Source organism: Muricoccus roseus, from assembly GCF_900141905.1.
GTDB lineage: Bacteria > Pseudomonadota > Alphaproteobacteria > Acetobacterales > Acetobacteraceae > Roseomonas > Roseomonas rosea.
This window is the reverse complement of record NZ_FQZF01000002.1, coordinates 428,298-453,597: the sequence shown is the minus strand read 5'-3', so window position 1 is coordinate 453,597 and position 25,300 is coordinate 428,298. Positions and strand designations below refer to the sequence as shown.

Genomic DNA, 25,300 nt, shown 5'->3' with positions numbered 1-25,300 from the left:
CCATGCCGCCCCGCCGCACCGATACCGCCCAGGACCTTTTCGGGGCGGACCCCGCCACCGATACACCGGCCGGTACACCGGCCGAGGCCCCGCCGGGCGGCGCCCTGCGCCCGCTGGCCGACCGGCTTCGCCCGCGCAACCTGGAGGAGGTGGTCGGCCAGGAGCATCTCCTCGGCCCCGAGGGCGCGCTCCGCCGCATGCTCGACCGGGGGGCGCTGGCCTCCCTCATCCTCTGGGGGCCTCCCGGGGTGGGCAAGACGACCATCGCCCGCCTGCTGGCCGAGGCGGCCGGGCTGCGCTTCGCCGCCCTTTCCGCCGTCTTCAGCGGCGTGGCCGACCTCAAGCGCGCCTTCGACGAGGCCCGCGCGCGCCGCAGCAACGGCCAGGCCACGCTGCTGTTCGTGGACGAGATTCACCGTTTCAACCGCGCGCAGCAGGACGGCTTCCTGCCGGTGGTGGAGGACGGCACAATCGTCCTAGTCGGCGCGACGACCGAGAACCCGAACTTCGCCCTGAACAACGCCCTGCTCTCGCGCTGCCGCGTCCTCACGCTCCGGCGCCTGGATGACACCGCGCTGGAGCTGCTGCTGGCCCGCTCCGAGGCGGAGACGGGCCATGCCCTGCCGCTGCGGCCCGAGGCGCGCACCGCCCTACGCGGCCTGGCCGATGGCGATGGCCGCAACCTCCTGAACATGGCCGAGCAGCTCCTCGCCCTACCGGAGGGCACGGCCCCCCTCGCGCCGCAGGACCTGCCCGCCCTCCTCTCCCGCCGCCCCGCCCGCTTCGAGGCGGAGCGCGCCGAGCATGACAGCCAGATCTCCCCCACCATCACCGGCGACCGGGGCAGCGAGCTGAACGGGCTGCTCTCCGCCTTCCATAAGTCGCTGCGCGGCTCGGATGTGCAGGCCGCGCTCTACTACGCCGCCCGTATGATGGTGATGGGCGAGGAGACGGCGCCCACCATCTTCCGCCGCCTGGCCTGCGCCGCCTCGGAGGATGTGGGCATGGCGGACCCGCAGGCCCTGCCTCAGGTGCTGGCCGCCTGGGACGCCTTCCGCCGGATCGGCTGGCCCGAGGCGCATCTCTTCATGGGGCAGGCGATCGTCTATGTGGCGACCGCCCCCAAATCCAACGCCACCCACCTGGCCTTCAGCGAGGCCCTCCGCGTGGCGGAGCGCACGGCGCGCCTACAGCCGCCGCTTCACATCCTGAATGCGCATACGAAGCTGCTCGCGGAGCTCGGCCATGGTGCCGGTTATCGCTACGACCATGACGAGCCCGATGCCTTCGCCGGCCAGGAATTCTTCCCCGAGCCGCTGGCGGGGCAGAACCGGCCGGAATTCTACCAGCCGACCCCGCGCGGCTTCGAGCGGGACATCGGCAAGCGCCTGGAGTTCTGGGCACGCCGGCGCGGGCACCGCTGAGCCGGGCCGCCCGGCCTGCCGCAGAGGCCCCGCGCCTCCTCTCAGCTCCTGGACGGCTTGGCCCCATGCGACACGTCCGGCGTGCCGCGGAAGAGCGACATATGCGTGTGCGTCGCGACCCAGGGATCGCCCACCCGCTCCCGCGCCAGGGCGACGGTCGCCCGCCCGCGCCGGTCGAAGGGGGAGCCGTCCAGCCGGTAGCCCGTCGAGTCCCAGACCGCCATCCCGGTAGCGTGCAGCCGGTCGGGCGAGACCACCGCCTGCACCCCCTCCAGCCGCCAGGTGAAGCCGTCGATGGTCGGCCACACCTTGCGCCACTGCTCCTGCTCGATCCGGTCTCGGCCATGGAGGAAGTCGCTATAGGTGCCGAAGGCGATGGCATCCTCGGCGAAGAGCGCGCGGGCGGGCGCGAAATCGACCACGCGGACATGCTCGGAGAGTTGGCGGAACCAGTCGCGCACCAGGGCGAGGTCCTGCGGATCGACGGCGGCTGCGGCCTTCACGGACATGCGGAATCCTCTTCCCGACTTCGGCCGCATCAGACGCGCGGGCGGACCGCGTGCAAAGCCCCGCCGCGTATGCCGGGCACCGCCCGTTAACCTTCCGATAGCTCTCCCCGCCCCATCTTGCGGCGACGAGCCGCAGGATGCTGCCATGGACCTAGGACCCACGCCCGACCTCTTTCCGGTCGAGCCGCTCTCCTTCAGCGCCCAGGCGTTCCGCCTGCGCCACATCTTCCCCACCCCGCTCCTGATCGCCCCGGTGAACGAGGCGGCCCAGCTGAACGAGCATCTCCGCCGCACCATCCTGGAACGCGCGGCGGGGGCGCCGGGCGTGCAGCGCAACAATGATGGCGGCTGGCAGTCCGAGGACGATTTCTGGTCCTGGTGCGGTCCCGCGGGCGATGCCCTGCTGGAAGCGGCGACCGGCCTGATCAACGGCTTCACCGGCCTGAAGACCGCCGAGGGCGATTCCCGCGGGGGCAAGCCGGAATGGCGCAGCAACGCCTGGGCCAATGTGAATGCGGAAGGCCATGCCAACCACCCCCACCACCACCCCGGCGCCTTCTGGTCCGGTGTGTATTGGGTGGATGCCGGGGACGGGCCGGGCGGGGAGTTCGAGATCCACGACCCCCGCGGCATCCTGCCCAGCTTCTTCGCCCCGCAGATCCGCATGGCCATTCCTGGCTGTCTCAGCGCCGGGCTGACCGATTATGTGACCCCCGAAACGGGCACGATGCTGATCTTCCCGGCCTGGCTGGTCCATGCCGTGCGCCGCTACCACGGCACGCGGCCACGTATCTCGGTGGGGTTCAACTTCTCGGTCTGAGTGGCCTTTTGCCCGCCTCCGGCGGGCGAATCCCGCCCCAGCGGCCCGGAATGGCGTTCCTGGCCCCAGGCGGAACTCGACGCGAGGGCCCGGCATCGCTACCTCCGCCCTCATGCCCGCCGCCCTGATCACCGTCGCCGAGGATGAGGCCGATCTCCGCCTCGACCGCTGGTTCCGCCGCCATCACCCCCACCTCACCCAGGGTGCGCTGCAGAAGATGCTGCGCACCGGCCAGGTCCGCGTGGACGGCAAGCGGGCGGAGACCGGCACGCGCCTGACCCCGGGGCAGCAGGTCCGCGTCCCGCCCATGCCCGAGGCGCCGCCGCCCGGGCCCGAACGCCCCGCCGTCTCCGAGCGCGACGCGGCGGAGCTGGAGCGGATGGTGATCTATCGGGACGACTCGGTGATCGCGCTGAACAAGCCGCATGGCCTGCCCGTGCAGGGCGGCCCCAACATCGCCCGCCACCTCGATGGCATGCTCGACGCCCTGCGCTTCGGCCATGAGGAGCGGCCGCGTCTGGTGCACCGGCTGGACCGCGACACCTCCGGCGTCCTTCTCCTGGCCCGCAGCGCCGCGGCGGCCTCGAAACTCGCCTCCGCCTTCCGCAGCCGCGACGCGGAGAAGACCTATTGGGCCCTGGTCGTCGGCCGCCCGCATCCCCTGGCCGGCCGGATCAACATGCCGCTCGCGAAGCAGGGCGGGCCCAGGGGGGAACGGACCGCCCCGGCCGAGGAGGGCGAGGAGGGTGCCCATGCCATCACGGACTTCCGCGTGGTGGACAATGCCCGCAAGCACGTCTCCTGGCTGGAGATGCACCCGCTCACCGGCCGCACCCACCAGCTCCGCGTCCATGCCGCCGCGGCGCTGAAATGCCCCATCCTGGGGGATGGCAAGTATGGCGGGGCGGCGGCGCATCTGGAGGGGATGTCGAACCTTCTCCACCTCCATGCCCGCTCGATCGAGCTGCCGCATCCCGAGGGCGGCACCCTCTCCGTCTCGGCGCCCCTGCCGCCCCATATGAACGAGAGCTTCGCCTTCCTCGGCTTCGACCGACCGCGCACGCCGCCCGCCAAGCGCACGCGCTGACCTTCCAGGGAGCCCGACCATGACCCAGCCCGCGCGCCCCGGGCGCCTCCGCCGGCTGCGCCCCTGGCTCATCGCCCTGGGGCTCCTCGTGGTCGGCCTGCCCCTGGCCGCCTATGGCGTGCTCTGGGCGGCGCTCCGCTCCGATGCCATCCGGCCCCGCGTGGAGGCGGCCGTGGAGGCCGCGACGGGGCGGCGCCTCACCCTGGGTGCCCTCACCATCCGCCCTGCCCTGATTCCCACCATCGGAATCGAGGATCCGGTGCTGGCCAACCCGCCCGGCTTCTCCCGGCCCGAGATGCTGCGCGCCCGCCGGATCGAGGCGGAGCTGGCCCTCCTCCCCCTCCTCTCTCGCCAGGTGGAGATCCGCCGGCTGGCGCTGGTCGAGCCGGATCTGCTGCTCGAGATCGGGCCCGAGGGCCGGGGCAACTGGCAGTTTGCCCGCGCCCGCCCCGAGGGCGCGGCGCCGCAGACCGCGCCCGCCCCCGCCAACCCCTCCCGCCCCTTCGGCTTCGAGGTCGATTCCATCACCATCGAGCGTGGCCGCCTGACCTGGCGGGCGCCGGGGCAGGAGGAGGTGGTCGAGCTCTCCCGCCTCACTCTCCGGGGGACCGACCAGGCCATCCTGGCCGAGGGCCAGGTGAGCGCGCGGGGCGTGACCGCCACGGTAAATGGCGGAACCGGGTCGCTCGCCGCCCTGCTGGAGGACGTGCCGGGGGACTGGCCCTTCCGCCTCGGGCTTTCCGCGCCCGGGCTGAATGCGGAGGCGAGCGGCAGCCTCGCCCTGCCCTTCCGTCCCAATGGTTGGCGCGCCCGGCTCGCCGCGACGGCGGACACGGCCGCGCGCCTCGCCCCCCTGCTGCCCGGCACCACGCTGCCGGAGGCCCGCAACCTCTCGCTGGTGGCCGAGACAGGGGGTGCCGGGCTTTCCAACCTGCACGCCTCCGTGGCGGAGGCCACCTTGCCACTGGGCGGGCGGGCGCTGGCCATCGGCCCCGCCCAGCTCACCGCCGCCGCCGCCGACGCCCCGGTGGAGCTGACCGGCACGCTTCGCCTCGCGGAGCTTCCCCTCAACCTCACGGCCCAGGGGCCGAGCCTCACCGCCGTGCGGGGGAGTGGAGCGCTTCCCCTGAGTCTGCGGCTGGAGGGGGAGGGGCTGGCCGTGACGGCGGAGGGCGCCCTCGCTCCCGGCTGGCGGATCGAGGGAACGGAGTGGCAGGTTTCGCTCCGCGCCGCGGATCTGCAGGCCCTGGGCATCCGCGCGGGCACGCCCGGGCTCCCCGCCCTGCATGACGCCGCCCTCGACGGGCGGCTGCGCCTTCTGCCGGAGGGGCTGGAGGCGCCGGCCTTGACCCTGGCGGCGCGCGAGGCGGCGGGGCGCGGAAGCCTGGCCTGGCGCCGGGCGGAGCCCCTGCCCCGCGTCACCCTGCGCGCCAGCCTCGACCGGCTGGATGCGGATGCCCTGTCGGCGCGGCCCCCCGCCCCGGCTCCCGCGCCGGCACCCGCCCCAGCGCCGGCGCCCGCTGCCACTCCGGCGCTCGCGGCCGAGGCCCCGCCGGCACGCCCCGATGGCCGCGTCATCCCCGACACGCCGATCGACCTCTCCGCCATCCGGGATGCGAAGCTCGCCCTGGATGCGGAGGGAAGCATCGCCATGCTGCGCCTTCGCGGCGCGGACTGGCGGGATGTCTCCCTGCGCGCGGTAATGGAGGGCCAGGCCCTGCGGCTCGAGCGCTTCGCGGCGGCCACGCCGGGCGGGCCCGTGCAGGGCAGCCTTTCCGCCGAGGCGGGCGGCGCGGCGCCCCGGCTGGCCTTGAGCCTGCGCAGCGGTGAGGGCGGCGTCGATCCCGCGGCGCTTCTCGCCGCCTTCGGCAGCCGCTCCCCGGTCTCGGGCCGTGCGGCGCTGGACCTGTCTCTCACGGGGGAAGGGGCAGGCCTGCGCGCCCTGGCCGGAAGCCTGGGGGGGCATCTCGGCCTGGCGATGACGGGCGGACAGATCGACCCGCGCCTGCTCGCCGGCGCCACCCAGGCGCTGCGCGGCGTAGTGCCGGAGAACACGGCGGGCAGCGCCGCCGAGATCCGTTGCCTCGCCCTGCGCTTCGATCTGCGCGGCGGCGTCGCCCAGTCCCGTGCGCTGCTGGTGCAGACGGGCGTGGCGAGCACCACGGGCGCGGGCGCAGCCAATCTGGGGGACGAGACCCTGGCCTTCCGCCTGCGCCCCGTCATCCGCGTGGGGGATGTCTCCCTCACCACGCCGCTCGGCATCACCGGGCGATTCGGGACTCCGCGCTTCTCGGTGGATCCGAACGCGGCCGCGGCGGCCGCGGCCGGTGTGCTGGGTGGTCTCGCCCGCCGGTCCGACGACCAGGACACGGCGGCGGTCGGGGCGCTGGTGGAGGGGCTGCTGGGCGGCCGCAACGGCGCGGCACCGGCACCGGACTGCGCGGGCCAGCTCGCCCTGGCGCGTGGCGAGGCGCCGGCCGTGGGCGCGCCGCCCGCCGCCCCGGCCGAGCCGCAGCGCGAGCGCCGGCCCGCAGTGGGGGACCTGCTGCGCGGGCTGCTGGGGCGCTGACGCGCCGAGGCCCTGACGCGCCGAAGCGTTGAGGCGCGGGATGGGCCGGGCAGGAATCGAACCCGCAACCAAGCCGTTATGAGCGGCCAGCTCTAACCGTTGAGCTACCGGCCCATCCCGGGCGTTTCTCTAGAACAGGGTCAGGTTCCGAGGAAGCGGCGGATCGCCGGCTCGGCCTTGTTCATGCTGGCGACCCCTTCCAGATGGCCAAGGCCCCCCTCCAGCTCCACCATCTCCACCGGGCGGCCGGCCTTGCGCAGCATCTCGACCATGTCCCGGTTGTAGGAGATCGGGAAGATCCGGTCCCCCGGCGCCGGCACCACCAGCCAGCGCGCCTGGCTCCGCGCCAGCGCCGCGGCACTGTCCGGATACTCGTTCAGGAAGAGCTGGTTTGCACGGGTGAGATAGAGGAAGGCGTTGGCGTCCGCGGTCTTGGCACGGGCCGCGGCGGCCTCATCGAGGAATCGCTCCACCGCGAAGCCGTCCGTGATCTTGCGGGCGGGGTCCTGGCCGTCGATCGGGCGGCGGCCGAACTGGGCGAGGGAGCCGCGGTCCCGTGCCTGGAGGGTGACGATCTTCAGCGCTTCGGCCAGGCCGCGGTGCGGCGGTTCCCGCCCCTGGCCGTAATAGTCGCCGTTCCGCCAGTTTGGATCCATGCGGATCGGAACCTCCCAGATCTCCATCCAGCCCAGGAGGAAGGCGTCGAACTCGCCGGTGCCCACGGCGGGCATCACGCGCTCCACCATCTCGGGATAGGCGCAGGCCCATTCGATGGCCTGCAGCGCGCCCATGGAGGGGCCGGCCACGAGGGCCAGGCGCTTCACGCCCAGACTGTCGAGCAGGCGCTTCTGCACCTCGATGAAGTCACGCATCGACACGACGGGGTAGTTCATCCCGAAGGGCCGGCCGGTGGAGGGGTCGAGGCTCGACGGGCCGGTGCTGGTGGTGGTGGCGTCGTTGAGGTTCAGGTTGACCAGCGTGTCCGAGGACACGACGAAGAACCGGTTGGTGTCGATCGCCTTGCCCGGGCCGACGATGTTGTCCCAGTAGCCCGGCGGCCCGTTGGCGGCGAAGCGGCCGAAGGCATGGCTGTTGGCCGAGAAGAAATGGGTGATGAGCACGGCATTGTCGCCCGCGGCGTTCAGCGTGCCGGCGGTCTGGTAGCCGATCCGCGCATTGGGCACGGTGCCGCCGCCACGCGTGCGGTATTCACCGGCCTCGAAGACCTGCTTGCGGACGATCAGGGGCTCGGGCGCCGCGGAAGGCGGAGTGGCGGAGGGCGGTGCAGGGGCGGATGCCGAGCCCTGGGCCAGGGCGGGGCGCGCCAGCAGAGGCGCCGCGAGAAGAGGCGCCGCCAGCAGGGCGCGGCGGGGCACGGGACGGGTCACGGGCACTCTTCACTCTCCTCCCTGGGTTCCATGGCCCATGCTGCGGGCCGGGGCGGCGTGCCGCAAGCGGCCGATTTGCGACGGGAACCGGGCGCTGCTAGAGGCGCTGCGACATTTTGTCGCCATTCGCGCCGATGCGCCCCGCCAGAACCAGGACCGACGCCGCATGAATCCGAGCCTGATCCCGACCGGCAAGGCCCCGCCCCACGACATCAACGTGGTGGTCGAGATCCCCCAGGGGTCCCAGGTGAAGTACGAGCTGGACAAGGAGAGCGGCGCGGTCATGGTGGACCGCTTCCTCTTCACCCCCATGGCCTATCCGGCGGCCTATGGCTTCATCCCCGGCACCATCGCCGATGATGGCGACCCGACGGACGCGCTGGTGCTCACCCCCGCGCCGGTGGTGCCCGGCTGCGTCATCCGCTGCCGCCCGATCGGCGTGCTGCTGATGGAGGACGAGGCGGGCCAGGACGAGAAGCTCGTCTGCGTGCCGCATGACAAGGTCCATCCCCTCTTCACCGATGTGAAGACCTGCGACGACCTGCCGAAGATCACCAAGCAGGCGATCGAGCACTTCTTCTCCCGCTACAAGGACCTGGAGCCGGGCAAGTGGGTGAAGGTGACGGGCTGGGGCACCGCCGAGCAGGCGGCGGAGCTGATCACCCAGGGCATCGCGGCCGCGACGAAGAAGTAACCCATGGCTGCGTCGGCCGAGATCCCCGGCCGGCGCCGCTGGGGCTGGGGGCGATGGCTCCTCCTCGCCCTCACCCTGGTCGGCTGGGCGCCCACGGCCTTCTGGGCCGCCGGGCTGATCCTGGCCGACCACTATGGCTGCCGGATCGGTGGCTCGGCCGCGCCCTGCCAGACGCCGTTCGGCGACATCGGGACCAGCCTCTACGGCATGACCATGGCGGGCGGCTGGCTGATGATCCCGGCCGCCCTCATCGCGCTGCCGACGGGCCTCGCCTGGGCGGTCATCTTCTTCCGCTGGGTGTTCCGGCGGTCACGCGGGCGGACCGGCGGCTGACCCCGCCCCTGCCCCCGGGGATCGGGCCGGGTCGCCCGATCAATAAGCGGGGGCTGCTGGCCGGCCTCGGCTTGCTCACCCTGCTGGCCTGGGCGCCCTTCCTCTCGGTGCTGTTCACCTCGGCCGTGGCATCGGCCATGGGTTGCCGGGTGGACGAGGCCGGCAGCCATCCCTGCCCCGGCCCCTTCGGCCTTGATCTCGGCGAATTGCTCTACGCCACCGGCATGATGGGCTGGCTGATGCTGGCCACCGCCCCCGTCATGCTGCTTACGGCCCTGGCCTGGGTCGTGATCCTCTTGCTCTGGGCCGTCCGGCGCGCGAGGTAGCTACCAGGCGCGCTGCGGCAGGCGCAGGCCGATATCGGTCGGAACGGGCCATTCCTCCCGCACGCGCCGCACGACCCTGAAGTCGGCGGCCAGGTAGTTCGGCAGGGCGCGCGGGTGGTCGGCCGTGCAGGTGTTCACCGTCAGCACGGAACAGGGGCCTGCCCAGGCCGCGTCGATGGCATGCCGCAGGAAGGCGCGGCCCATCCCCTGCCCCACCGCATGCGGCATCAGCCCGAAATAGGAGAGGTTGGTGGTGCCGTCCCAGCGGCGCTCCAGCTCATAGAAGCCGGCCGGTTCCCCGGCGCGGTAGAGGGCGTGGATGGAGACCGAGGGATCCCGGAGGATGGCCTCGATCTTGGCATCGGGGAGCGTGCGGCGGAGCCACCAGCAGTAATCGCGGCCCACCGTGTCGTAGAGGTAGCGGTAGAAGCCCACCGTGCAGCCCGGCACGGGCACCACGCCGGTCTCGGGCGGCAGCGCCGCCGGCGGGTCCGCCGGCGGGCGCTCCATGCGGAGGAAGGTCACCTCGACCTGGACCGGGGTCGTGGGCATCCTCGACAGCCTAGTTGTCGAGGAAGGAGCGCAGCTTCCGGCTCCGCGTCGGGTGCTTCAGCTTGCGGAGCGCCTTCGCCTCGATTTGGCGGATACGCTCGCGCGTCACGTTGAACTGCTGCCCGACCTCTTCCAGCGTGTGGTCCGTGTTCATGCCGATGCCGAAGCGCATGCGGAGAACGCGTTCCTCACGCGGGGTGAGAGAGGAGAGCACGCGCGTCGTCGCCTCGCGCAGGTTGGACTGGATCGCGGCATCGAGCGGGATGATGGCCGCCTTGTCCTCGATGAAGTCGCCGAGATGGCTGTCCTCCTCGTCGCCGATCGGCGTCTCGAGGGAGATCGGCTCCTTGGCGATCTTGAGGACCTTGCGGACCTTCTCCAGCGGCATGCCGAGCTTCTCGGCCAGTTCCTCCGGCTGCGGCTCGCGCCCGATCTCGTGCAGCATCTGCCGGCTGGTGCGGACCAGCTTGTTGATCGTCTCGATCATATGGACCGGGATACGGATGGTCCGCGCCTGGTCGGCGATGCTGCGCGTGATGGCCTGGCGGATCCACCAGGTGGCATAGGTGCTGAACTTGTAGCCGCGGCGGTACTCGAACTTATCCACCGCCTTCATCAGGCCGATATTGCCCTCCTGGATCAGGTCCAGGAACTGGAGGCCGCGATTCGTGTACTTCTTGGCGATGGAGATCACGAGGCGCAGGTTGGCCTCGATCATCTCCTTCTTCGCCTGCGTCATGTCGCGCTCGCCACGGGAGACGGTCGCGTAGACGCGCTTGTATTCGCCCACGGGCAGGCCGGTCAGGGCGGCCACCTTGCCGATCTCGGCGCGGATGGCCTCGGCGTCGTCGCGGCTGTTCGCCACGAAGGCCTGCCAGGCCTTGCCCTTCAGCTTGCCGATGCGGTCGAACCAGGCCGGGTCCATCTCGGAGCCCTGCCACTGCTCCAGGAACTCCGCGCGCTTGACCTTGTGGCCCTCGGCCAGGCGCAGCACCTGGCCCTCGAGCCCCACCAGGCGGCGGTAGAGGCCCTTGATCTGGTCGACCAGCTCCTCGATCCGGTTGTTGTGCAGGTGCACCTTCTGCACCAGCGCAACCAGCTCCTGGCGCTGCTTCTCGTAGGACTTCTCGGACTTGGCGGCGAGCTCGCCGCCGGTCGTGTAGGCCTCCATGCGCTTGGAGGACATCTTCTCGAGCTTGGCGTAGGCGGCCTCGATCGCCTCGAAGGCGGCCAGCGCCTCCGGCTTCAGCTTCTCCTCCAGCGCGGAGAGGGACAGGCCGACGCCCTCGCCCTCCTCGCCTTCCTCGAACTCCTCGGCCTCGGGCGGCGGGCCGTCCGGCATGTCGGCGTTGTTCGTGGCTTCGAGGTCGATGACGTCGCGCAGCAGCAGCTTGCCGCTCACCACAGACTCATGCCAGCCGACGATGGCGCGGAAGGTCAGCGGGCTCTCGCAGAGGCCGCCGATCATCATGTCGCGGCCGGCCTCGATCCGCTTGGCGATGGCGATCTCGCCCTCGCGCGAGAGCAGCTCCACGCTGCCCATCTCGCGGAGATACATGCGGACGGGGTCGTCGGTGCGGCCGAGGGATTCCTCGTCCACGTTGCCGCCGGACTCCTCGTCCTCGCCCTCGGCCTTCTCCTCGCCTTCCTCGCCCTCGGCCTTGGCCGGGGCCTTCTTCTCCGTGTCGTCGTCGGCGCTTTCCTCGGCCTCGACGAGGTTGATGCCCATCTCGGAGAAGAGGGCCATGGTGTCCTCGATCTGCTCCGAGGAAACCTGGCCCTGCGGCAGGGCGGCGTTGAATTCGTCGTAGGTGATGTAGCCGCGCTCTTTGCCCTTCGCGAGGAGCTTCTTGACGGAAGCCAGCAGGCTGTCGAGCAACGCGCCCTCCACCGCCTCGTCGCGGTGCTCCGCCGTTTCCGTGCCGTTCGCCACCTTCGTCGCCATGCCTGTCTCCCGCCACGGAAAGACCCGCCGGGGGCGCCGGAGCCCGCCGGGGATCGAAATCTGTCTCTACCTATGGAGTGGCGCTTGTGGCGCCCTCCTCCAGCCCCGTCTCGCCACGGCGCAGCGCGGAAAGGGCCTGGCTCAGCCGGATGACGCGGGCCTGGGCGGCGACCTCATTGGTCGTCTCCAACTCGCGTCTCGCTTCCACCAAGTCCTCGACCAGCGCGCCCTCGCCCCGCAGGAAGCCGAAGAAATGCCACCAGCCGTCCAGGGTCTCTCCCGGTTGGGCATCGGGACTCGCCTCCCTCGGGAGACCGGTCGCGCGCATGACCCAGGCCCGGGCCTCGTCCAGGCCGGTCGCGTCCAAGTGGGCAACCAGATCGGCCGAGTCAAGCGAGCTCGTGCTCTCGTTTGACGCTTCCGTGAGGACGAGACCAGCGTGCCACGCCAGAAGTGCGGCCTGGAGGGCGGATGGATGGCCGTGCGGCAGCTCCAGCAGGGCGAAGGCCTCCTCCACCTCGTTCAGCAGCCAGGGATGGGCCAGGATGATGGCGAGAAGGCACCGCGCCTGTTCCAGCCGGGTGTTCCCCGCCTCGGGCACCACCCGGGGCGGCAGGCGGGGGGGCGGGCGGAAGCCAGGGCGACCGCCACCCCCGCGCGGGGCGAAGCCTCCCCCTCCGCCCGGAGCCCGCTGGGGCCGCTGCGGCCGGGCACTCTCGAAGAAGCGGTCCAGCAGGGCGCGGCGGTATTCGGCGGCCAGGGCCTTGTCGGGGATGCGGCCCGCGGCGGCGGCCAGGTCGTTGCGGAAGGCGGCCCGCCCCTCGGGGGTGCCGAGGGGGCGGCCATCGGCCATGAGGTCGTAGAGGGCGACGGAGAGGGGCCTTGCCGCGTCCAGCACCGCCTGGAACGCGCCCGGGCCCTTCTGGCCGATCAGGTCGTCCGGGTCCTGGCCAGTGGGCAGGGTGGCAAAGTGCAGGGTGCGCTCGGTCCCGAGCAGGGGAAGCACCATCTCGGCCGATCGCGCGGCCGCACGCAGCCCCGCCGCATCGCCATCGAGGCAGAGGACGGGTTCGGGCGTGACCCGCCAGATCTCCTCCATCTGCTCCGGCGTCAGGGCCGTGCCGAGTGGCGCGACGGCGCCCTCGAAGCCGGCCTGGTGCAGGGCGATGACGTCCATGTAGCCCTCGGCCACGATGAGCCGTGCCTTGCCCCGGAACACGGCCTCCCGCGCCATGTCGAGGCCGTAAAGGGTGCGGCGCTTGGAGAAGACGTCGGTCTCCGGCCCGTTCAGGTATTTCGGCTGGCCGTCGCCCAGGATGCGGCCGCCGAAGGAGACGATGCGGCCGCGCTTGTCCCGGATGGGGAAGATGACGCGGTTGTAGAAGAAGTCGTTGAAGGCCCCTTCCCGCCCCTCGACGGGCTTGGACAGGCCTGCCTCGGCCAGTTGCCGGGGCTCGATGCCCAGCGGCTTCAGCGCCTCGGCCAGCGCCCCCCGGCCCGAGCCGGACCAGCCGAGGCCGAAGCGGTCGATGGTCTCCGCGGTCAGCCCGCGCCGTTGCAGGTATTCCAGCCCCTGCCGCCCCTCCGGCGCGCGGAGCCAGCGCTGCATCGCCTCGGCGGCGGCGGCCAGCACATCATGCAGGTCCCGCGCCCGGGCCTCCCGCGCCGCCTGGCGGGGGGATTCCTTCGGAACCTCCAGCCCGGCCTCATGGGCCAGGCGCTCCACCGCTTCCCGGAAGGGCAGGCCCTCGGTCTGCATGGTGAAGCCGATGGCATCCCCGTGCTGGCCGCAGCCGAAGCAGTGGTAGTGGTCGTCATAGACGTAGAAGGAGGGGGTCTTCTCGTTGTGGAAGGGGCAGCAGCCCTTCCACTGGCGCCCGTTGCGGGTGAGCTTGACCTTGCGGCCGATCAGCGGCGGCAGGGGCGTGCGGGCGCGCAGCTCGTCGAGGAAATTGGGAGGGAGGGGCATCAGCCCCTCCTATGTAGCCCCCCCGGCTACATCCTCCCAGCATCAACCGCCGAGGGCGGCCTTCACCATCGGCCCGGCCTTGGCCATGTCCAGCACCGCGGCATGCTTCGCCTTAAGCACGGCCATCACCTTGCCCATCTCCTTGACCGATGTGGCGCCGGTCTCGGCCACCGCCTCGCGCACGGCGGCCTCCATGGCGGCGTCGTCCATCTGCTGCGGCAGGAAGGATTCGATGACCGCGATCTCGGCCTCCTCCTTCGCCGCCAGCTCCTCGCGCTTGCCCTGGCGGTACATCTCCACGCTCTCGCGCCGGCTCTTCACCATGCCGCGCAGGAGGGAGGTGATGGCCTCCTCCGGGATCTGCTCCACGCCGGAGGGGCGGGACGCGATATCCGCGTCCTTCAGCTTGGCCGTGATCATGCGGATGGTGGAGGTGCGGGCCGTGTCGCCGGCGCGCATGGATGCCTTGAGCTCCTCGGTGAAGCGGGCGCGCAGGCTCATGACGGGGTCTCCTCGGGTCGGGCTGGGGGTCTAGATCGGATCGGGGGCCCTGCGGAAGGTGGGAAGTGCTTTCCCATAGGCACGCCGCAGTTCCCACTTCCATTGGGAACTTATTTCCCACATATAGCCGGCATGCGAACGGTCGAGCAGATTCTGACCCTGATGGGTGGCGCCAGCGCGGCTGCGGCGCATTGCGGCGTGGGCACGGAGGCCATTCGCAAGTGGCGCCAGGCCCGCGCCATCCCGCCCCGGCACTGGCCGGCGGTGCTGGCCGCCACCGGCCTCACCCTTGAGGACCTGCCCCGCAGCTCCCTGCCCCATGACGCCGACCCGCTGCCCCCTTCCAGCCCGGAGCCCTCGATGACCCCAGCCCCGACCACCGCCGAGGACACCGTTCCCGAGGGCGCGACCGCCTGCCTCGTGCTCGGCAACGGGCGGGTGATCTGGGGCCGCGGCTTCGGCGCCGCCGGGAAGAAGGTCGGCGAGGTCTGCTTCAACACGGGCATGACCGGCTACCAGGAGACGCTGACCGACCCCTCCTATGCCGGGCAGATCATCACCTTCACCTTCCCGCATATCGGCAATGTGGGCGCGAATGCCGAGGATGTGGAGGCGACCACCGCGGCCGCCCGCGGCCTGGTGGTGAAGGCCGACATCACCGAGCCGTCCAACTACCGCGCGACGCGGGACCTCGATGACTGGCTGAAGAGCCACGGAATCCCCGGCATCTCCGGCGTGGACACCCGCGCGCTCACCGTCCTGATCCGCGATGCCGGCGCCCCGAACGGGGTGATCTGCCACGCGCCGGACGGCCAGTTCGACCTCGCCGCGCTTCGCGCCGAGGCGGCGGGCTGGCCGGGGCTGGAGGGCATGGACCTCGCCAAGGATGTCTCCTGCCGCCAGTCCTACAAGTGGGACGAGGCGCTCTGGTCCTGGGGCCAGGGCTATTCCCGGCAGACGGCGCCGAAGCACAAGGTCGTCGCGATCGACTATGGCGCCAAGCGGAACATCCTGCGCTGCCTGGCCGATGCCGGCTGCGAGGTGACGGTCGTGCCCGCCACCGCCACGGCCGAGGAAATCCTGCGCCACGGGCCGGACGGCGTCTTCCTCTCCAACGGCCCGGGCGACCCGGCGGCGACGGGTGAATACGCGGTGCCTGCCATCCGAGGCGTGCTGGAGGCGGGCAAGCCGGTCTTCGGCATCTGCCTCGGCCACCAGCTCCTGGCCCTCGCGCTCGGGGCGAAGACCTACAAGCTCGACCGCGGGCATCGTGGCGCGAACCAGCCGGTGAAGGACCTGGCCACCGGGCGGGTGGAGATCACCTCGCAGAACCACGGCTTCGCGGTGGACGACAAGTCGCTCCCCGAGGGTGTGTCCGTCACCCATGTGAGCCTCTTCGACGGCTCCAACGAGGGCATCGCCTGCCCGGCGAAGAACGCCTTCTCCGTGCAGTACCACCCCGAGGCCTCGCCGGGGCCGAGCGACAGCCACCACCTGTTCCACCGCTTCACCGACATGATGGCGAAGGCGGGGTAACTTGCCGTCCCTCGCCTCCCTCCTCGCCTTCGCGGCGCTGTCGGTCGGGCTTGCGCTGACGCCCGGGCCGAACCTGTTCTACCTCGTCTCCCGCACGCTGACGCAGGGGACGCGGGCGGGGATGCTGTCGCTGATCGGCTGCCAGGCCGGAAGCCTGGTGATCATGCTCGGCGCGGCGGCGGGGGTGACGGCGGCGCTGCTGGCGGTGCCCTATGCCTATGACGCCATGCGGCTGGGCGGGGCCGGCTATCTCGCCTGGCTAGCCTGGCAGAGCGTGCGGCCGGGCGGGGCGGCGCTGTTCTCCCCGCGCCCCATTCCGCCGGAGGGCGGGCTGCGTCTCTTCACCCTCGGCTTCGCCACGGCGGCGCTGAACCCGAAGGTGGCGCTGTTCTATGTCGCCGTGCTGCCGGCCTTCATGGACCCCGCGCTGGGCAGCCTCTTCACCCAGGGGCTGGTGCTGGGCGCGGTCCAGATCGGCATCTGCACCCTGTTCGATGCCCTGCTGGTGGCGGGCGCCGGCGGCGTGGCGCGCTTCCTCTCCACCCGCCCGGCCTGGCTGGCCGTGCAGCGCTGGGTGCTGGGCGGGGCGCTGGCCCTGCTGGCGGCGAAGCTGGCGACGGAATCGCGCGCGTGATCCGCCTCCTCCTCCTCGCCCTTCCCCTCTCCCTTCTCGCCTGGTGGGCGCTGACCCGCGTGGGTCAGCCACGGGACAAGGCGTGGCTGCGCGGCGTCGCCATCTCCTTCGTGGCGCTGGGCGGTATCGTCTTCTTCGCCGAGGACGGGCGTGAGGGCGGGCGCGTGCTGGCGGCGGCGCTCTGGGCGGGCATTCATGTGGTGCTCTTCCTCATCGGCCGCCCCTTCCTGGGTCGTGCCCGATGAGCGGGCAGCTTGTCGCCGGCGTCGTCGCGATGCTCTTCGTGCTCGCGCTGATCTTCGACATCCCCTTCGTGCTGCCGGCAGTGATGGCGCTGGCCGGCTATGTGGCGGGCAGCGCGGTCTGCACGGCGACCACGCTGGTGATCCGCTGGGCGGTGAAGCTGCTGCTGGAGCCGGTGCCGCGGGTCATCGTCGCGATCGGCGGTTCCTTCCTCCTGCACGCCTTCGCCTGGTGGGACGGGTGGCATCCCTTCGGCAGCCAGCTGACGGAGGCCTCGGCCTTCAACGCCCTCGTCTTCCTCCTCTTCGCCCATGTGCCACCGGCGATCCTGCTGCTGCGGGACCTCGGGGCACGCCCTGCGGGCAGGACCGGCGCGCCATGAGCGGCCACGCCCTGAACCTCGATCCGCTTCTCTACGGGGCCGGCATCGCCTTGCTCGTGCTGGTGGTGGCCACGCCGCTCGCCTGGCGGGCGCTGCGGGGCACGGCGCATCCCGTCCGTGCCGCGATGAGCAGCCTCGCCTGCCTCGGTGCCGCCGGGCTGATCGCCCTGCCCGTCTCCTCCCTGGCGCCGCGCCTCGAAGGCACGGCGCTGGCGACCCTCGTCTTCTCCGCCGTGCTCCAAGGCGCGGCCGCCATCATCCTCTTCCTGCTGCCCCGGAGGGCCTGAGCCATGCCGAAGCGCACCGACATCAAGTCCATCATGATCATTGGCGCAGGCCCGATCATCATCGGCCAGGCCTGCGAATTCGACTATTCCGGCGCCCAGGCCTGCAAGGCGCTGCGCGCCGAGGGCTACCGCGTGATCCTGGTGAACTCCAACCCCGCCACGATCATGACCGACCCCGAGCTGGCGGACGCGACCTATATCGAGCCGATCACGCCCGAGGTGGTGGAGAAGATCATCGCCAAGGAGCGGCCGGACGCGATCCTGCCGACCATGGGCGGGCAGACCGCGCTGAACACGGCGCTGAAGCTCGACGCCTCCGGCGCGCTGGCGAAGTATGGCTGCGAGCTGATCGGCGCCAAGGCCGAAGTGATCGACAAGGCCGAGGACCGGCTGAAGTTCCGCGATGCCATGACCAAGATCGGCATCGAGAGCCCGCGCAGCCACATCGCCCATACGATGGAGGAGGCGCGTGCCGGGCTGGAGCTGGTGAAGCTGCCCTGCGTCATCCGTCCCTCCTTCACGCTCGGCGGCACGGGCGGCGGCATCGCCTACAACAAGGAGGAGTTCGAGCAGATCGTCGCCTCCGGCCTCGACGCCTCCATGACGACCGAGGTGCTGATCGAGGAGAGCGTGCTCGGCTGGAAGGAGTTCGAGATGGAGGTGGTCCGCGACAGCGCGGACAACTGCATCATCGTCTGCTCCATCGAGAACCTGGACCCGATGGGCGTGCACACCGGTGACAGCCTCACCATCGCCCCCGCGCTGACGCTGACCGACAAGGAATACCAGCGCATGCGCGATGCGAGCATCGCCTGCCTGCGCGAGATCGGCGTGGATACCGGCGGCTCCAACGTGCAGTTCGGCATCAACCCGGTGGATGGCCGCATGGTCGTCATCGAGATGAACCCGCGCGTGTCGCGCTCCTCCGCGCTCGCCTCCAAGGCCACCGGCTTCCCCATCGCTAAGATCGCGGCGAAGCTGGCGGTGGGCTACACGCTGGACGAGCTGGCGAACGACATCACCAAGACCACGCCGGCCGCCTTCGAGCCGACGATCGACTACGTGGTCGTGAAGATCCCGCGCTTCACCTTCGAGAAGTTCCCGGGCACGCCGAACACGCTGACCACCGCGATGAAGTCGGTCGGCGAGACCATGGCGATCGGCCGCTCCTTCGGCGAGGCGCTGCAGAAGGGCCTGCGCGGGCTGGAGACGGGGCTGTCGGGCCTGGATGACATGGCGGTGCCGGGCGACGGCTCGCCGGAGGCCTATTTCGCGGCCCTGGCGACGCCGACGCCCGACCGGCTGCTGATGGCCGCGCAGGCCTTCCGCGCCGGGCTGGATGTCGATGCCATCCATGCCGCCTGCAAGTTCGACCCCTGGTTCCTGCGCGAGATCGAGAAGATCGTGAAGGCGGAGGCCGCGGTGATCCAGAACGGCTTGCCGACCGACGCCACCGCCATGCGCCGGCTGAAGGCGATGGGCTTCTCCGACAAGCGCCTGGCCAAGCTGGCGGGCCTGCATGAGGCGGAGGTGGAGACGCGCCGCCAGCGGCTCGGCGTCACGCCGGTCTACAAGCGCATCGACACCTGCGCGGCGGAGTTCGTCTCGGGCACGCCTTATATGTACTCCACCTATGAGGGTGGGTTCGGCACCCCCGTCTGCGAGAGCAACCCGACCGACCGGAAGAAGGTGGTGATCCTCGGTGGCGGGCCGAACCGCATCGGCCAGGGCATCGAGTTCGACTATTGCTGCGTCCACGCGGCCTATGCGCTGCGCGAGGCCGGGTTCGAGACCATCATGGTCAACTGCAACCCTGAGACGGTCTCCACCGACTACGACACCTCGGACCGCCTGTATTTCGAGCCGCTGACGGGAGAGGACGTGATCGCCCTCATCCGCAAGGAGCAGGAAAAGGGCACGCTGCTCGGCTGCATCGTGCAGTATGGCGGGCAGACGCCGCTCAAGCTCTCCCAGGCGCTGGACAAGGCGGGCATCCCCATCCTCGGCACCTCGGCGGAGGCGATCGACATCGCCGAGGACCGCGAGCGCTTCCAGCAGCTGCTGAAGGGCCTCGGCCTGAAGCAGCCGCAGAACGGCATCGCGCGCAACCTGGACGAGGCGGTGCTGGAGGCGGAGCGGATCGGCTACCCCGTGGTGGTGCGCCCCTCCTACGTGCTCGGCGGCCGGGCGATGGAGATCGCCTACAACCACGAGCAGCTGCTGCGCTTCGGCAAGGAGGCCGTGAAGGTTTCGGGCGAGAACCCGATCCTGATCGACCAGTACCTGCAGGACGCGATCGAGGTGGATGTGGACTGCATCGCCGACAGCGCGGGCGAGGTCTATGTGGCCGGGGTGATGGAGCATATCGAGGAGGCCGGCATCCATTCCGGCGACTCCGCCTGCTCCCTGCCGCCCTACTCCCTGCCGCCCGCCATCATCACCGAGCTGAAGGCCGAGACGGAGGCCATGGCACGGGCGCTGAAGGTGCGCGGGCTGATGAACGTGCAGTACGCCGTCAAGGACGGGGAGATCTTCGTGCTCGAGGTGAATCCCCGCGCCTCCCGCACCGTGCCCTTCGTGGCGAAGGCGACCGGCGTGCCGGTGGCCAAGATCGGTGCCCGGGTGATGGCGGGGGCGAAGCTGGCCGAGTTCCACCTCGACGACAGCCTCATCAACCGACATGTCGCGGTGAAGGAGGCGGTCTTCCCCTTCAACCGCTTCCCCGGGGTGGACGTGCTGCTCGGGCCGGAGATGAAGTCCACCGGCGAGGTGATGGGGCTGGATCTTTCCTTCGAGCGGGCCTTCCTCAAGGCTCAAATGGGGGCCGGGGTGAAGCTGCCGGAGAGCGGCACCGCCTTCATCTCGGTCAAGGATTCCGACAAGGCGGCCGCCGTTTCGCTCGCCCGGCGTCTTTCGGAGATGGGCTTCGACATCCTGGCCACGCAAGGCACCGCGGTTCGGCTGCGTGAGGCGGGGCTGGCCGTGCGGGTGGTGAACAAGGTGCTGGAGGGGCGGCCGCATTGCGTGGACGCCATCAAGTCCGGCGAGATCCAGCTGGTGATCAACACCACCGGTAGTGGGCGGTCCGTTTCCGACAGCTTCGACATCCGCCGCAGCGCCCTCACCCAGGGCGTTCCGCACTACACCACCATCGCCGGGGCGCGCGCCGCGGTGCATGCGATTGCGGCGCTCCGGGCGGGAACCCTTGATGTGGCGCCGCTCCAGGCGTATTTTCAGCCTTCGTTCTCGTAGCGGGTCCTGAGGGACCCTTACTGGATTGGGGCGGGACTGGCTCAGCCAGCGCCCGCCCCAAGCGTTTCAACCCGCCGCGCCCTCCTCGCAGGGGGCGCGGCGGCTGTATCTGAGCCGCCCGTAGCACTCCATGGCGGGGTGCGCGGGCGGGTCGTCCTGTGTCGCAAGTGGGGGGATCACCGCCCGTGCAGAAGTTCCCGATGACCGCCGAGGGGCTCGCGCGCCTCGAGGAAGAGTTGCGTGTCCTGCGAGCCGAAGAACGGCCGGCCGTGATTCGCGCCATCGCGGAGGCGCGCGCCCATGGCGACCTCTCGGAGAATGCCGAGTATCACGCCGCGCGCGAGAAGCAGTCCTTCATCGAAGGGCGCATCGCCGACCTGGAATCCGTCATTCCCTCCGTCGAGGTGATCGACACCTCCAAGCTCTGGGGCGACCAGGTGCGCTTCGGGGCCAAGGTCACGATCGTCGACGAGGAAACCGAGGACGAGAAGACCTACCGCATCATCGGCGCCTATGAGGCCGATATGAAGAACGGGTCGATCTCCATCTCCTCCCCGCTCGCCAAGGCCCTGATCGGCCGCAAGGTGGGCGACAGCGTCGAGGTGCCCGCCCCCGGCGGAGCGCGCTCGGTCGAGATCACCGCCGTCACCTACAACTGACCATGACGGCCACCCTCGCCCGGGCTGCGGCGGTGCCGCCCCTGCCCGCCACGCCCGCCGTCACCCTCGCCGATGTGCGGGCGGCGGCGGAGCGGATCCGGGGGGCGGTTCTCCGCACCCCGCTGGTGGAACCCCAGGCGGTCGCGCGCATCGCGGGCGCCCAGGTGCTGCTGAAGCTCGACAGCCTCCAGGCCACCGGCGCCTTCAAGGAGCGCGGCGCGGCCAATCGCCTCGCCCTCCTCACGGCGCGGGAGCGGGAGGCGGGGGTGATCGCCATGTCCGCGGGCAACCATGCCCAGGCCGTGGCGCGCCATGCCGCCCTGCGGGGCGTCGCCGCCACCATCGTCATGCCGCGCTTCACCCCGGCCACCAAGGTGGTGCGGACCGAGGGCTGGGGCGCCAAGGTGGTGCTGCATGGCGAAACGCTGGCCGAGGCCGCCGCCCATGCGCATGAGCTGGCGCTGCGGGACGGGCTGGTCTTCATCCATCCCTATGACGACCCCGCCGTGATCGCCGGTCAGGGCACCATGGCGCTCGAAATCCTGGAGGATGCCGAGGGCCAGGGGCAAAGGCCGCTGGATGCCGTGATCCTGCCCGTGGGCGGGGGCGGCCTGCTGGCCGGCTGCGCCGCCGCCCTTGCCGAGGCCCGGCCGGGGCTGAAGGTCTATGGCGTGGAGGTCGAGGGCTATCCCGCCATGGCGCAGCGCCTGGCGGGCAAGCCTGTGCTTGTGGGCGGGCCGACCGTGGCGGAGGGCATCGCGGTGCGTGATGTCGGGGAACTGCCCTTCGCCCTGCTGCGGGAGATGGGCATCGAGGTGCTGGTGGTGCCCGAGGCAGCGGTGGAGCAGGGCATCGCCGTGCTGGCCGAGAACGCCAAGGTCACCTCCGAGGGCGCCGGCGCGGCCGGGCTGGCCGCCGTTCTCGCCCGGCCGGACCTCTTCGCCGGCAAGCGCGTGGCGACGGCGGTCTGCGGCGGCAATATCGACCCGCGCATCCTGGCGAATGTGCTGCTTCGGAACCTCCTGCGGGACGGCCGCATCCTGCGGCTCCACCTGGATATTCCGGACCGTCCCGGCGTGCTGGCCGACATCTCCACCCGCGTGGCCGCGGCCGGCGGCAATGTGATCGAGGTGAGCCATCAGCGCCTCTTCGCCGCGCCCTCGGTTCAGACGGCCGAGCTGGAATTGATGGTGGAAGTGCGCGACGCGGCCCAGGGGGCGGCCATCGTTGCCGCGCTCGAAGCCGGGGATTACGTCGTCCGCCGGGGCTGAGCCGCGGCCGGGAACCGTGCTGGGTGAGCGGCGTTGGCCCCCTGCAACTTGGATGGGGGCCAGCGTGGCGCGTATCATGAACCGCATGGTTGGGCCCTGATGTCGGGCTCCAGCGCCACACCCGCGTCCGCACCAGGCGGCGCCTCCTCCCGGCCCCGCCGGGTGCTGCGTGGCGCGACCGGCATCCTCCGTTCCCTGTTCCGCCCCATGCGGCTGCTGCTGGGCCTTTCCGTCCTTGCCGTAGTCGTGCTGGGCTTCCTCGGCTGGTGCCTCATCCGCATCCCCGTGGGCGGCGGCATGGCCCCCGAGGCTTCCCCTGCCTCCCTCATCCTGGAGGCACGGGACGGCGCGGCCTTTGCGGCGCGCGGCAGCCTGCATGGCGACCCCATCCAGCCAGAGGCCATCCCCAAGCCGCTGATGGACGCGGTGGTGGCGATCGAGGACCGGCGCTTCTTCGACCATAAGGGCATCGACCTGCGCGGCCTCGCCCGGGCGATGTTTCGCAACGTGTTCACCAGCCGCACGGAGGGGGCGAGCACCATCACGCAGCAGCTCGCGCGGCTGCTCTACCTCTCCCAGGAGCGGAGCCTCGTTCGCAAGACGCAGGAGGCGATGCTCGCCCTGTGGCTGGAGACGCGGCTCTCGAAGGAGGAGATCCTCGCCCGCTACCTGAACGCCGCCTATTTCGGCGCGGGCGCCACGGGGGCGGATGCGGCGGCGCGACGGTATTTCGGCAAGCCGGCGGGGGAGCTGACCCTGGGCGAGGCGGCCATGCTGGCGGGGCTAGTGCGGGCCCCCTCCGCCCTGGCCCCCACCCGCAACCCCGAAGGCGCGTGGCGCCGGGCCGAGGTGGTGCTCTCCGTGCTGGAGGAAACGGGACGGGCCGACACGACGCAGCTGGCCGCGGCCCGCGCCGCCCCGCCCGCCCTGCGTACCCCGCCCGAGATGCAGCCTGGCCGCGGCTATATCGCCGACTGGGTGGAGGCCGAAGCCCGGCGGCTGGTCGGCCCCATTCCCATCGACCTCGCGGTCCGCAGCACGCTCGACCCCGCCCTGCAGGACCTGGCGGAGCGCGTGGTCGCGCGCTGGCTGGAGCGGGAGGGTGCGAGGCAGAAGGTGGGCCAGGCGGCCCTAATGGCCATCACCCATGACGGCGCCGTGCTGGCGGCGGTGGGCGGGCGCGACTATGCCGCCAGCCAGTTCAACCGCGTCACCCAGGCGCGGCGCCAGCCGGGGTCGCTGTTCAAGCTCTTCACCTATGCGGCCGCCCTGGAGAACGGGGCGCGACCCGACAGCACGGTGGTGGACCGGCCGGTTCAGATCGGCGACTGGTCACCCGGCAATGCCTCGGGCGGCTATCGCGGCGCCATGACGCTGCGCCAGGCCTTCGCCGGCTCGGTCAACACCGTGGCGGTGCAGCTCTTCCAGTCGCTCGGGCGAGAGCGGGTGCTGGATGTGGCGCGGCGGATGGGGCTGCGCTCCACCATGCCGGAGGTGCCCAGCGTCGCCCTCGGCAGCGGTGAGGCGACCTTGCTGGAGATGGTGGCGGCCTTCGCCTCCATCCCCGGGAACCGTGCGGTGGAGCCCTATGTGGTGCGCGGCGTGCGGGCGCGGGACCGTACCCTCTATGCCCGGCCGGAGGGGCCGCAGGCCGGGCCCCAGGTCCTCTCCCCCACCGCGCAGCAGGGCATGCTGGACCTTCTGCTCTCGGTGGTGCGCGACGGTACGGGCCGCGCGGCACGGCTGGACCGGCCCGTGGCCGGGAAGACCGGCACCAGCCAGGACAACCGCGACGCCTGGTTCATCGGCATGACCGCCGATGTGATCGTCGGCGTCTGGGTCGGGAATGACGACAACTCGCCCATGCAAGGCGTGACCGGCGGGAGCCTGCCCGCACGGATCTGGCATGATTTCGTAGACGAGGCGGACCGGGCGAAGACGGCCGAGGCCCCGCTGCCGACGCAGGCCCCGGCCACCACGGCCGAGACGCCCCGCCAGGTGGCGCCGCTGCGTGGCCCGGCCCGGGTGATCGACACGGCCACGCTGCGCATCGGCGACCGCGCGGTGCAGCTCACCGGCGTGGTCGGCATGCGCGGTGAATATGCCGAGAGCATGGAGTCCTTCATCGCCGGGCGGGACGTGACCTGCGAGCCCCTGGGGGACGGCGCGCATCGCTGCGCCGTGGGCGGGCGGGACCTGTCCGAGGTTGTGCTCTCCAATGGCGGCGGCCGGGCGGCGGCGGATGCCTCCCCGGCGCTGCGCGCCAACGAGGCGGCGGCGCGCCGGGAGCGGCTGGGGATCTGGCGGCGCTGAGAGGGGCCTGAGGCGCCTCAGCCCTCGACCGGCACCCCGGCCTCATCCTTGGAGGTGCGGATGGTCTGGAGGGTGCGGACATGCATGACGGTCGCCGCCCCGGTCAGGCGGTTCGTCAGCTCGTTCTCATGGGCCGCGTTGCGCGCCACCAGGCGCAGCAGGAAGTCCCCGCCGCCGCGGATCATGTGGCACTCCCGCACCTCCGGCCAGTCGCGCACCATCGCCTCGAAGGCTTCGAGCACGGGCAGCTTTTGGCTCTCCAGCCCGACCACGGCGAAGAAGGTGATCTCCCAGCCCAGGGCGGAGGGCTCCACATCGGCATGGTAGCCGCGGATCACGCCTGTCTCCTCCAGCCGCCGCACCCGGCGCAGGCAGGGCGGTGCGGAGAGGCCCACCTTCGCGGCCAGGGCCACGTTGGTCATCCGGCCATCCGCCTGCAGCTCGCGCAGGATATCGCGGTCGGTCGCGTCCAGGGCGCCAGGGCCGAATTCTTTGCCGAGTTCTTTCAAGGGTGGGTCTTCTCTCGGGCCGTTCGGGTCTGGGCGCACAGGGGCTGGCTCTCGGCACGAGGAGACCGGACAGGGCCCTCGCACACGGACGATCACG

At 71.3% G+C, this 25,300-nt stretch carries 23 protein-coding genes and 1 tRNA gene; 16 read left to right on the top strand and 8 right to left on the bottom strand.

Annotated elements, in window-relative coordinates; all coding sequences use genetic code 11:
* The first annotated feature begins 2 nt into the window (after window positions 1-2).
* Entirely contained in the window at window positions 3-1,424 is a 1,422-nt protein-coding gene (locus tag BUB97_RS02260; protein ID WP_086061804.1) for a replication-associated recombination protein A, read from the top strand.
* A 41-nt stretch (window positions 1,425-1,465) separates the two neighbouring features.
* Here the strand turns inward: BUB97_RS02260 and BUB97_RS02255 are convergent, their stop codons facing one another.
* Window positions 1,466-1,933: a YybH family protein gene (locus BUB97_RS02255; RefSeq protein WP_073130931.1), complete on the bottom strand. Its 468-nt coding sequence runs from the start codon at window positions 1,931-1,933 to the stop codon at window positions 1,466-1,468.
* A gap of 145 nt (window positions 1,934-2,078) precedes the next feature.
* Here BUB97_RS02255 and BUB97_RS02250 point away from each other — a divergent pair, with 145 nt between their 5' ends.
* The 3 genes from BUB97_RS02250 (at window position 2,079) to BUB97_RS02240 (ending at window position 6,409) form a co-directional block, all read left to right on the top strand.
* A complete protein-coding gene (locus BUB97_RS02250) occupies window positions 2,079-2,753 on the top strand; it encodes a TIGR02466 family protein (protein WP_175562534.1) in 675 nt (224 codons plus the stop codon).
* Window positions 2,754-2,865: 112 nt separating this feature from the next.
* Window positions 2,866-3,840 (top strand): RluA family pseudouridine synthase, encoded by a 975-nt coding sequence (locus tag BUB97_RS02245; protein WP_073130929.1) that lies wholly within the window; start codon window positions 2,866-2,868, stop codon window positions 3,838-3,840.
* Window positions 3,841-3,859: 19 nt separating this feature from the next.
* Window positions 3,860-6,409, top strand: coding sequence for an AsmA family protein (locus BUB97_RS02240; protein WP_073130926.1), 2,550 nt, complete (start codon window positions 3,860-3,862; stop codon window positions 6,407-6,409).
* Window positions 6,410-6,450: 41 nt separating this feature from the next.
* On the opposite strand, the gene BUB97_RS02235 is transcribed toward BUB97_RS02240, so the two are convergent.
* A tRNA-Ile gene (locus BUB97_RS02235) sits at window positions 6,451-6,523 on the bottom strand.
* Window positions 6,524-6,549: 26 nt separating this feature from the next.
* A complete protein-coding gene (locus BUB97_RS02230) occupies window positions 6,550-7,803 on the bottom strand; it encodes an E22 family MetX-like putative esterase (protein WP_245818143.1) in 1,254 nt (417 codons plus the stop codon).
* 160 nt (window positions 7,804-7,963) lie between these two features.
* Between BUB97_RS02230 and ppa the strand changes: the two genes are divergently transcribed.
* The 3 genes from ppa (at window position 7,964) to BUB97_RS02220 (ending at window position 9,150) form a co-directional block, all read left to right on the top strand.
* Window positions 7,964-8,491 (top strand): inorganic diphosphatase, encoded by a 528-nt coding sequence (ppa, locus tag BUB97_RS02225; RefSeq protein WP_073130924.1) that lies wholly within the window; start codon window positions 7,964-7,966, stop codon window positions 8,489-8,491.
* A 3-nt stretch (window positions 8,492-8,494) separates the two neighbouring features.
* Window positions 8,495-8,824, top strand: coding sequence for a hypothetical protein (locus BUB97_RS25405; protein WP_086061802.1), 330 nt, complete (start codon window positions 8,495-8,497; stop codon window positions 8,822-8,824).
* A gap of 71 nt (window positions 8,825-8,895) precedes the next feature.
* Window positions 8,896-9,150 (top strand): hypothetical protein, encoded by a 255-nt coding sequence (locus BUB97_RS02220; RefSeq protein ID WP_086061801.1) that lies wholly within the window; start codon window positions 8,896-8,898, stop codon window positions 9,148-9,150.
* Here BUB97_RS02220 and BUB97_RS02215 read toward each other — a convergent pair whose 3' ends face one another.
* The 4 genes from BUB97_RS02215 to BUB97_RS02200 form a co-directional block, all read right to left on the bottom strand.
* Window positions 9,151-9,702, bottom strand: coding sequence for a GNAT family N-acetyltransferase (locus BUB97_RS02215; protein WP_073130922.1), 552 nt, complete (start codon window positions 9,700-9,702; stop codon window positions 9,151-9,153). It lies immediately after the preceding gene.
* Window positions 9,703-9,712: 10 nt separating this feature from the next.
* Complete coding sequence (gene rpoD, locus BUB97_RS02210; protein WP_073130920.1) at window positions 9,713-11,647, bottom strand: RNA polymerase sigma factor RpoD; 1,935 nt, start codon at window positions 11,645-11,647, stop codon at window positions 9,713-9,715.
* 70 nt (window positions 11,648-11,717) lie between these two features.
* Window positions 11,718-13,616, bottom strand: coding sequence for a DNA primase (gene dnaG / locus BUB97_RS02205; protein ID WP_073130918.1), 1,899 nt, complete (start codon window positions 13,614-13,616; stop codon window positions 11,718-11,720).
* A gap of 42 nt (window positions 13,617-13,658) precedes the next feature.
* Complete coding sequence (locus BUB97_RS02200; RefSeq protein ID WP_073130915.1) at window positions 13,659-14,117, bottom strand: GatB/YqeY domain-containing protein; 459 nt, start codon at window positions 14,115-14,117, stop codon at window positions 13,659-13,661.
* 132 nt (window positions 14,118-14,249) lie between these two features.
* Here BUB97_RS02200 and carA point away from each other — a divergent pair, with 132 nt between their 5' ends.
* The 9 genes from carA to BUB97_RS02155 all read left to right on the top strand — a co-directional run bounded on the left by carA (window position 14,250) and on the right by BUB97_RS02155 (window position 24,694).
* Window positions 14,250-15,653, top strand: a complete 1,404-nt coding sequence (gene carA, locus BUB97_RS02195) for a glutamine-hydrolyzing carbamoyl-phosphate synthase small subunit (protein WP_073130913.1) — start codon at window positions 14,250-14,252, stop codon at window positions 15,651-15,653.
* A 1-nt stretch (window position 15,654) separates the two neighbouring features.
* A complete protein-coding gene (locus tag BUB97_RS02190; protein ID WP_073130911.1) occupies window positions 15,655-16,287 on the top strand; it encodes a LysE family translocator in 633 nt (210 codons plus the stop codon).
* Window positions 16,284-16,532: a hypothetical protein gene (locus BUB97_RS02185; protein ID WP_073130909.1), complete on the top strand. Its 249-nt coding sequence runs from the start codon at window positions 16,284-16,286 to the stop codon at window positions 16,530-16,532. Before BUB97_RS02190 ends, BUB97_RS02185 begins: the two co-directional genes overlap by 4 nt.
* Window positions 16,529-16,912 carry a hypothetical protein gene (locus BUB97_RS02180; RefSeq protein ID WP_139281280.1) on the top strand — a complete coding sequence of 128 codons (384 nt, stop codon included), beginning with the start codon at window positions 16,529-16,531 and terminating at the stop codon, window positions 16,910-16,912. The genes BUB97_RS02185 and BUB97_RS02180 overlap by 4 nt, the downstream gene beginning before the upstream one ends.
* Window positions 16,909-17,199, top strand: coding sequence for a hypothetical protein (locus BUB97_RS02175; protein WP_073130905.1), 291 nt, complete (start codon window positions 16,909-16,911; stop codon window positions 17,197-17,199). The genes BUB97_RS02180 and BUB97_RS02175 overlap by 4 nt, the downstream gene beginning before the upstream one ends.
* A 3-nt stretch (window positions 17,200-17,202) precedes the next feature.
* Window positions 17,203-20,451 carry a carbamoyl-phosphate synthase large subunit gene (carB, locus tag BUB97_RS02170; protein WP_073130903.1) on the top strand — a complete coding sequence of 1,083 codons (3,249 nt, stop codon included), beginning with the start codon at window positions 17,203-17,205 and terminating at the stop codon, window positions 20,449-20,451.
* Window positions 20,452-20,636: 185 nt separating this feature from the next.
* A complete protein-coding gene (greA, locus tag BUB97_RS02165; RefSeq protein WP_073130901.1) occupies window positions 20,637-21,110 on the top strand; it encodes a transcription elongation factor GreA in 474 nt (157 codons plus the stop codon).
* 2 nt (window positions 21,111-21,112) lie between these two features.
* Complete coding sequence (locus BUB97_RS02160; RefSeq protein WP_073130899.1) at window positions 21,113-22,381, top strand: threonine ammonia-lyase; 1,269 nt, start codon at window positions 21,113-21,115, stop codon at window positions 22,379-22,381.
* A 99-nt stretch (window positions 22,382-22,480) separates the two neighbouring features.
* Entirely contained in the window at window positions 22,481-24,694 is a 2,214-nt protein-coding gene (locus tag BUB97_RS02155) for a PBP1A family penicillin-binding protein (RefSeq protein ID WP_073130897.1), read from the top strand.
* A gap of 17 nt (window positions 24,695-24,711) precedes the next feature.
* Here BUB97_RS02155 and BUB97_RS02150 read toward each other — a convergent pair whose 3' ends face one another.
* On the bottom strand, window positions 24,712-25,203 hold the full coding sequence (locus BUB97_RS02150) for an Lrp/AsnC family transcriptional regulator (RefSeq protein WP_245818141.1): 492 nt from the start codon (window positions 25,201-25,203) through the stop codon (window positions 24,712-24,714).
* Window positions 25,204-25,300 lie beyond the last annotated feature (97 nt).

Bases quoted from the DNA above. Each gene is read 5' to 3' on its own strand.
- BUB97_RS02260 (WP_086061804.1), top strand. From the start codon at position 3: ATGCCGCCCCGCCGCACCGATACCGCCCAGGACCTTTTCGGGGCGGAC.
- BUB97_RS02255 (WP_073130931.1), bottom strand. From the start codon at position 1,933: ATGTCCGTGAAGGCCGCAGCCGCCGTCGATCCGCAGGACCTCGCCCTG.
- BUB97_RS02250 (WP_175562534.1), top strand. From the start codon at position 2,079: ATGGACCTAGGACCCACGCCCGACCTCTTTCCGGTCGAGCCGCTCTCC.
- BUB97_RS02245 (WP_073130929.1), top strand. From the start codon at position 2,866: ATGCCCGCCGCCCTGATCACCGTCGCCGAGGATGAGGCCGATCTCCGC.
- BUB97_RS02240 (WP_073130926.1), top strand. From the start codon at position 3,860: ATGACCCAGCCCGCGCGCCCCGGGCGCCTCCGCCGGCTGCGCCCCTGG.
- ppa (WP_073130924.1), top strand. From the start codon at position 7,964: ATGAATCCGAGCCTGATCCCGACCGGCAAGGCCCCGCCCCACGACATC.
- BUB97_RS25405 (WP_086061802.1), top strand. From the start codon at position 8,495: ATGGCTGCGTCGGCCGAGATCCCCGGCCGGCGCCGCTGGGGCTGGGGG.
- BUB97_RS02215 (WP_073130922.1), bottom strand. From the start codon at position 9,702: ATGCCCACGACCCCGGTCCAGGTCGAGGTGACCTTCCTCCGCATGGAG.
- rpoD (WP_073130920.1), bottom strand. From the start codon at position 11,647: ATGGCGACGAAGGTGGCGAACGGCACGGAAACGGCGGAGCACCGCGAC.
- dnaG (WP_073130918.1), bottom strand. From the start codon at position 13,616: ATGCCCCTCCCTCCCAATTTCCTCGACGAGCTGCGCGCCCGCACGCCC.
- BUB97_RS02200 (WP_073130915.1), bottom strand. From the start codon at position 14,117: ATGAGCCTGCGCGCCCGCTTCACCGAGGAGCTCAAGGCATCCATGCGC.
- carA (WP_073130913.1), top strand. From the start codon at position 14,250: ATGCGAACGGTCGAGCAGATTCTGACCCTGATGGGTGGCGCCAGCGCG.
- BUB97_RS02180 (WP_139281280.1), top strand. From the start codon at position 16,529: ATGAGCGGGCAGCTTGTCGCCGGCGTCGTCGCGATGCTCTTCGTGCTC.
- BUB97_RS02175 (WP_073130905.1), top strand. From the start codon at position 16,909: ATGAGCGGCCACGCCCTGAACCTCGATCCGCTTCTCTACGGGGCCGGC.
- carB (WP_073130903.1), top strand. From the start codon at position 17,203: ATGCCGAAGCGCACCGACATCAAGTCCATCATGATCATTGGCGCAGGC.
- BUB97_RS02160 (WP_073130899.1), top strand. From the start codon at position 21,113: ATGACGGCCACCCTCGCCCGGGCTGCGGCGGTGCCGCCCCTGCCCGCC.
- BUB97_RS02155 (WP_073130897.1), top strand. From the start codon at position 22,481: ATGTCGGGCTCCAGCGCCACACCCGCGTCCGCACCAGGCGGCGCCTCC.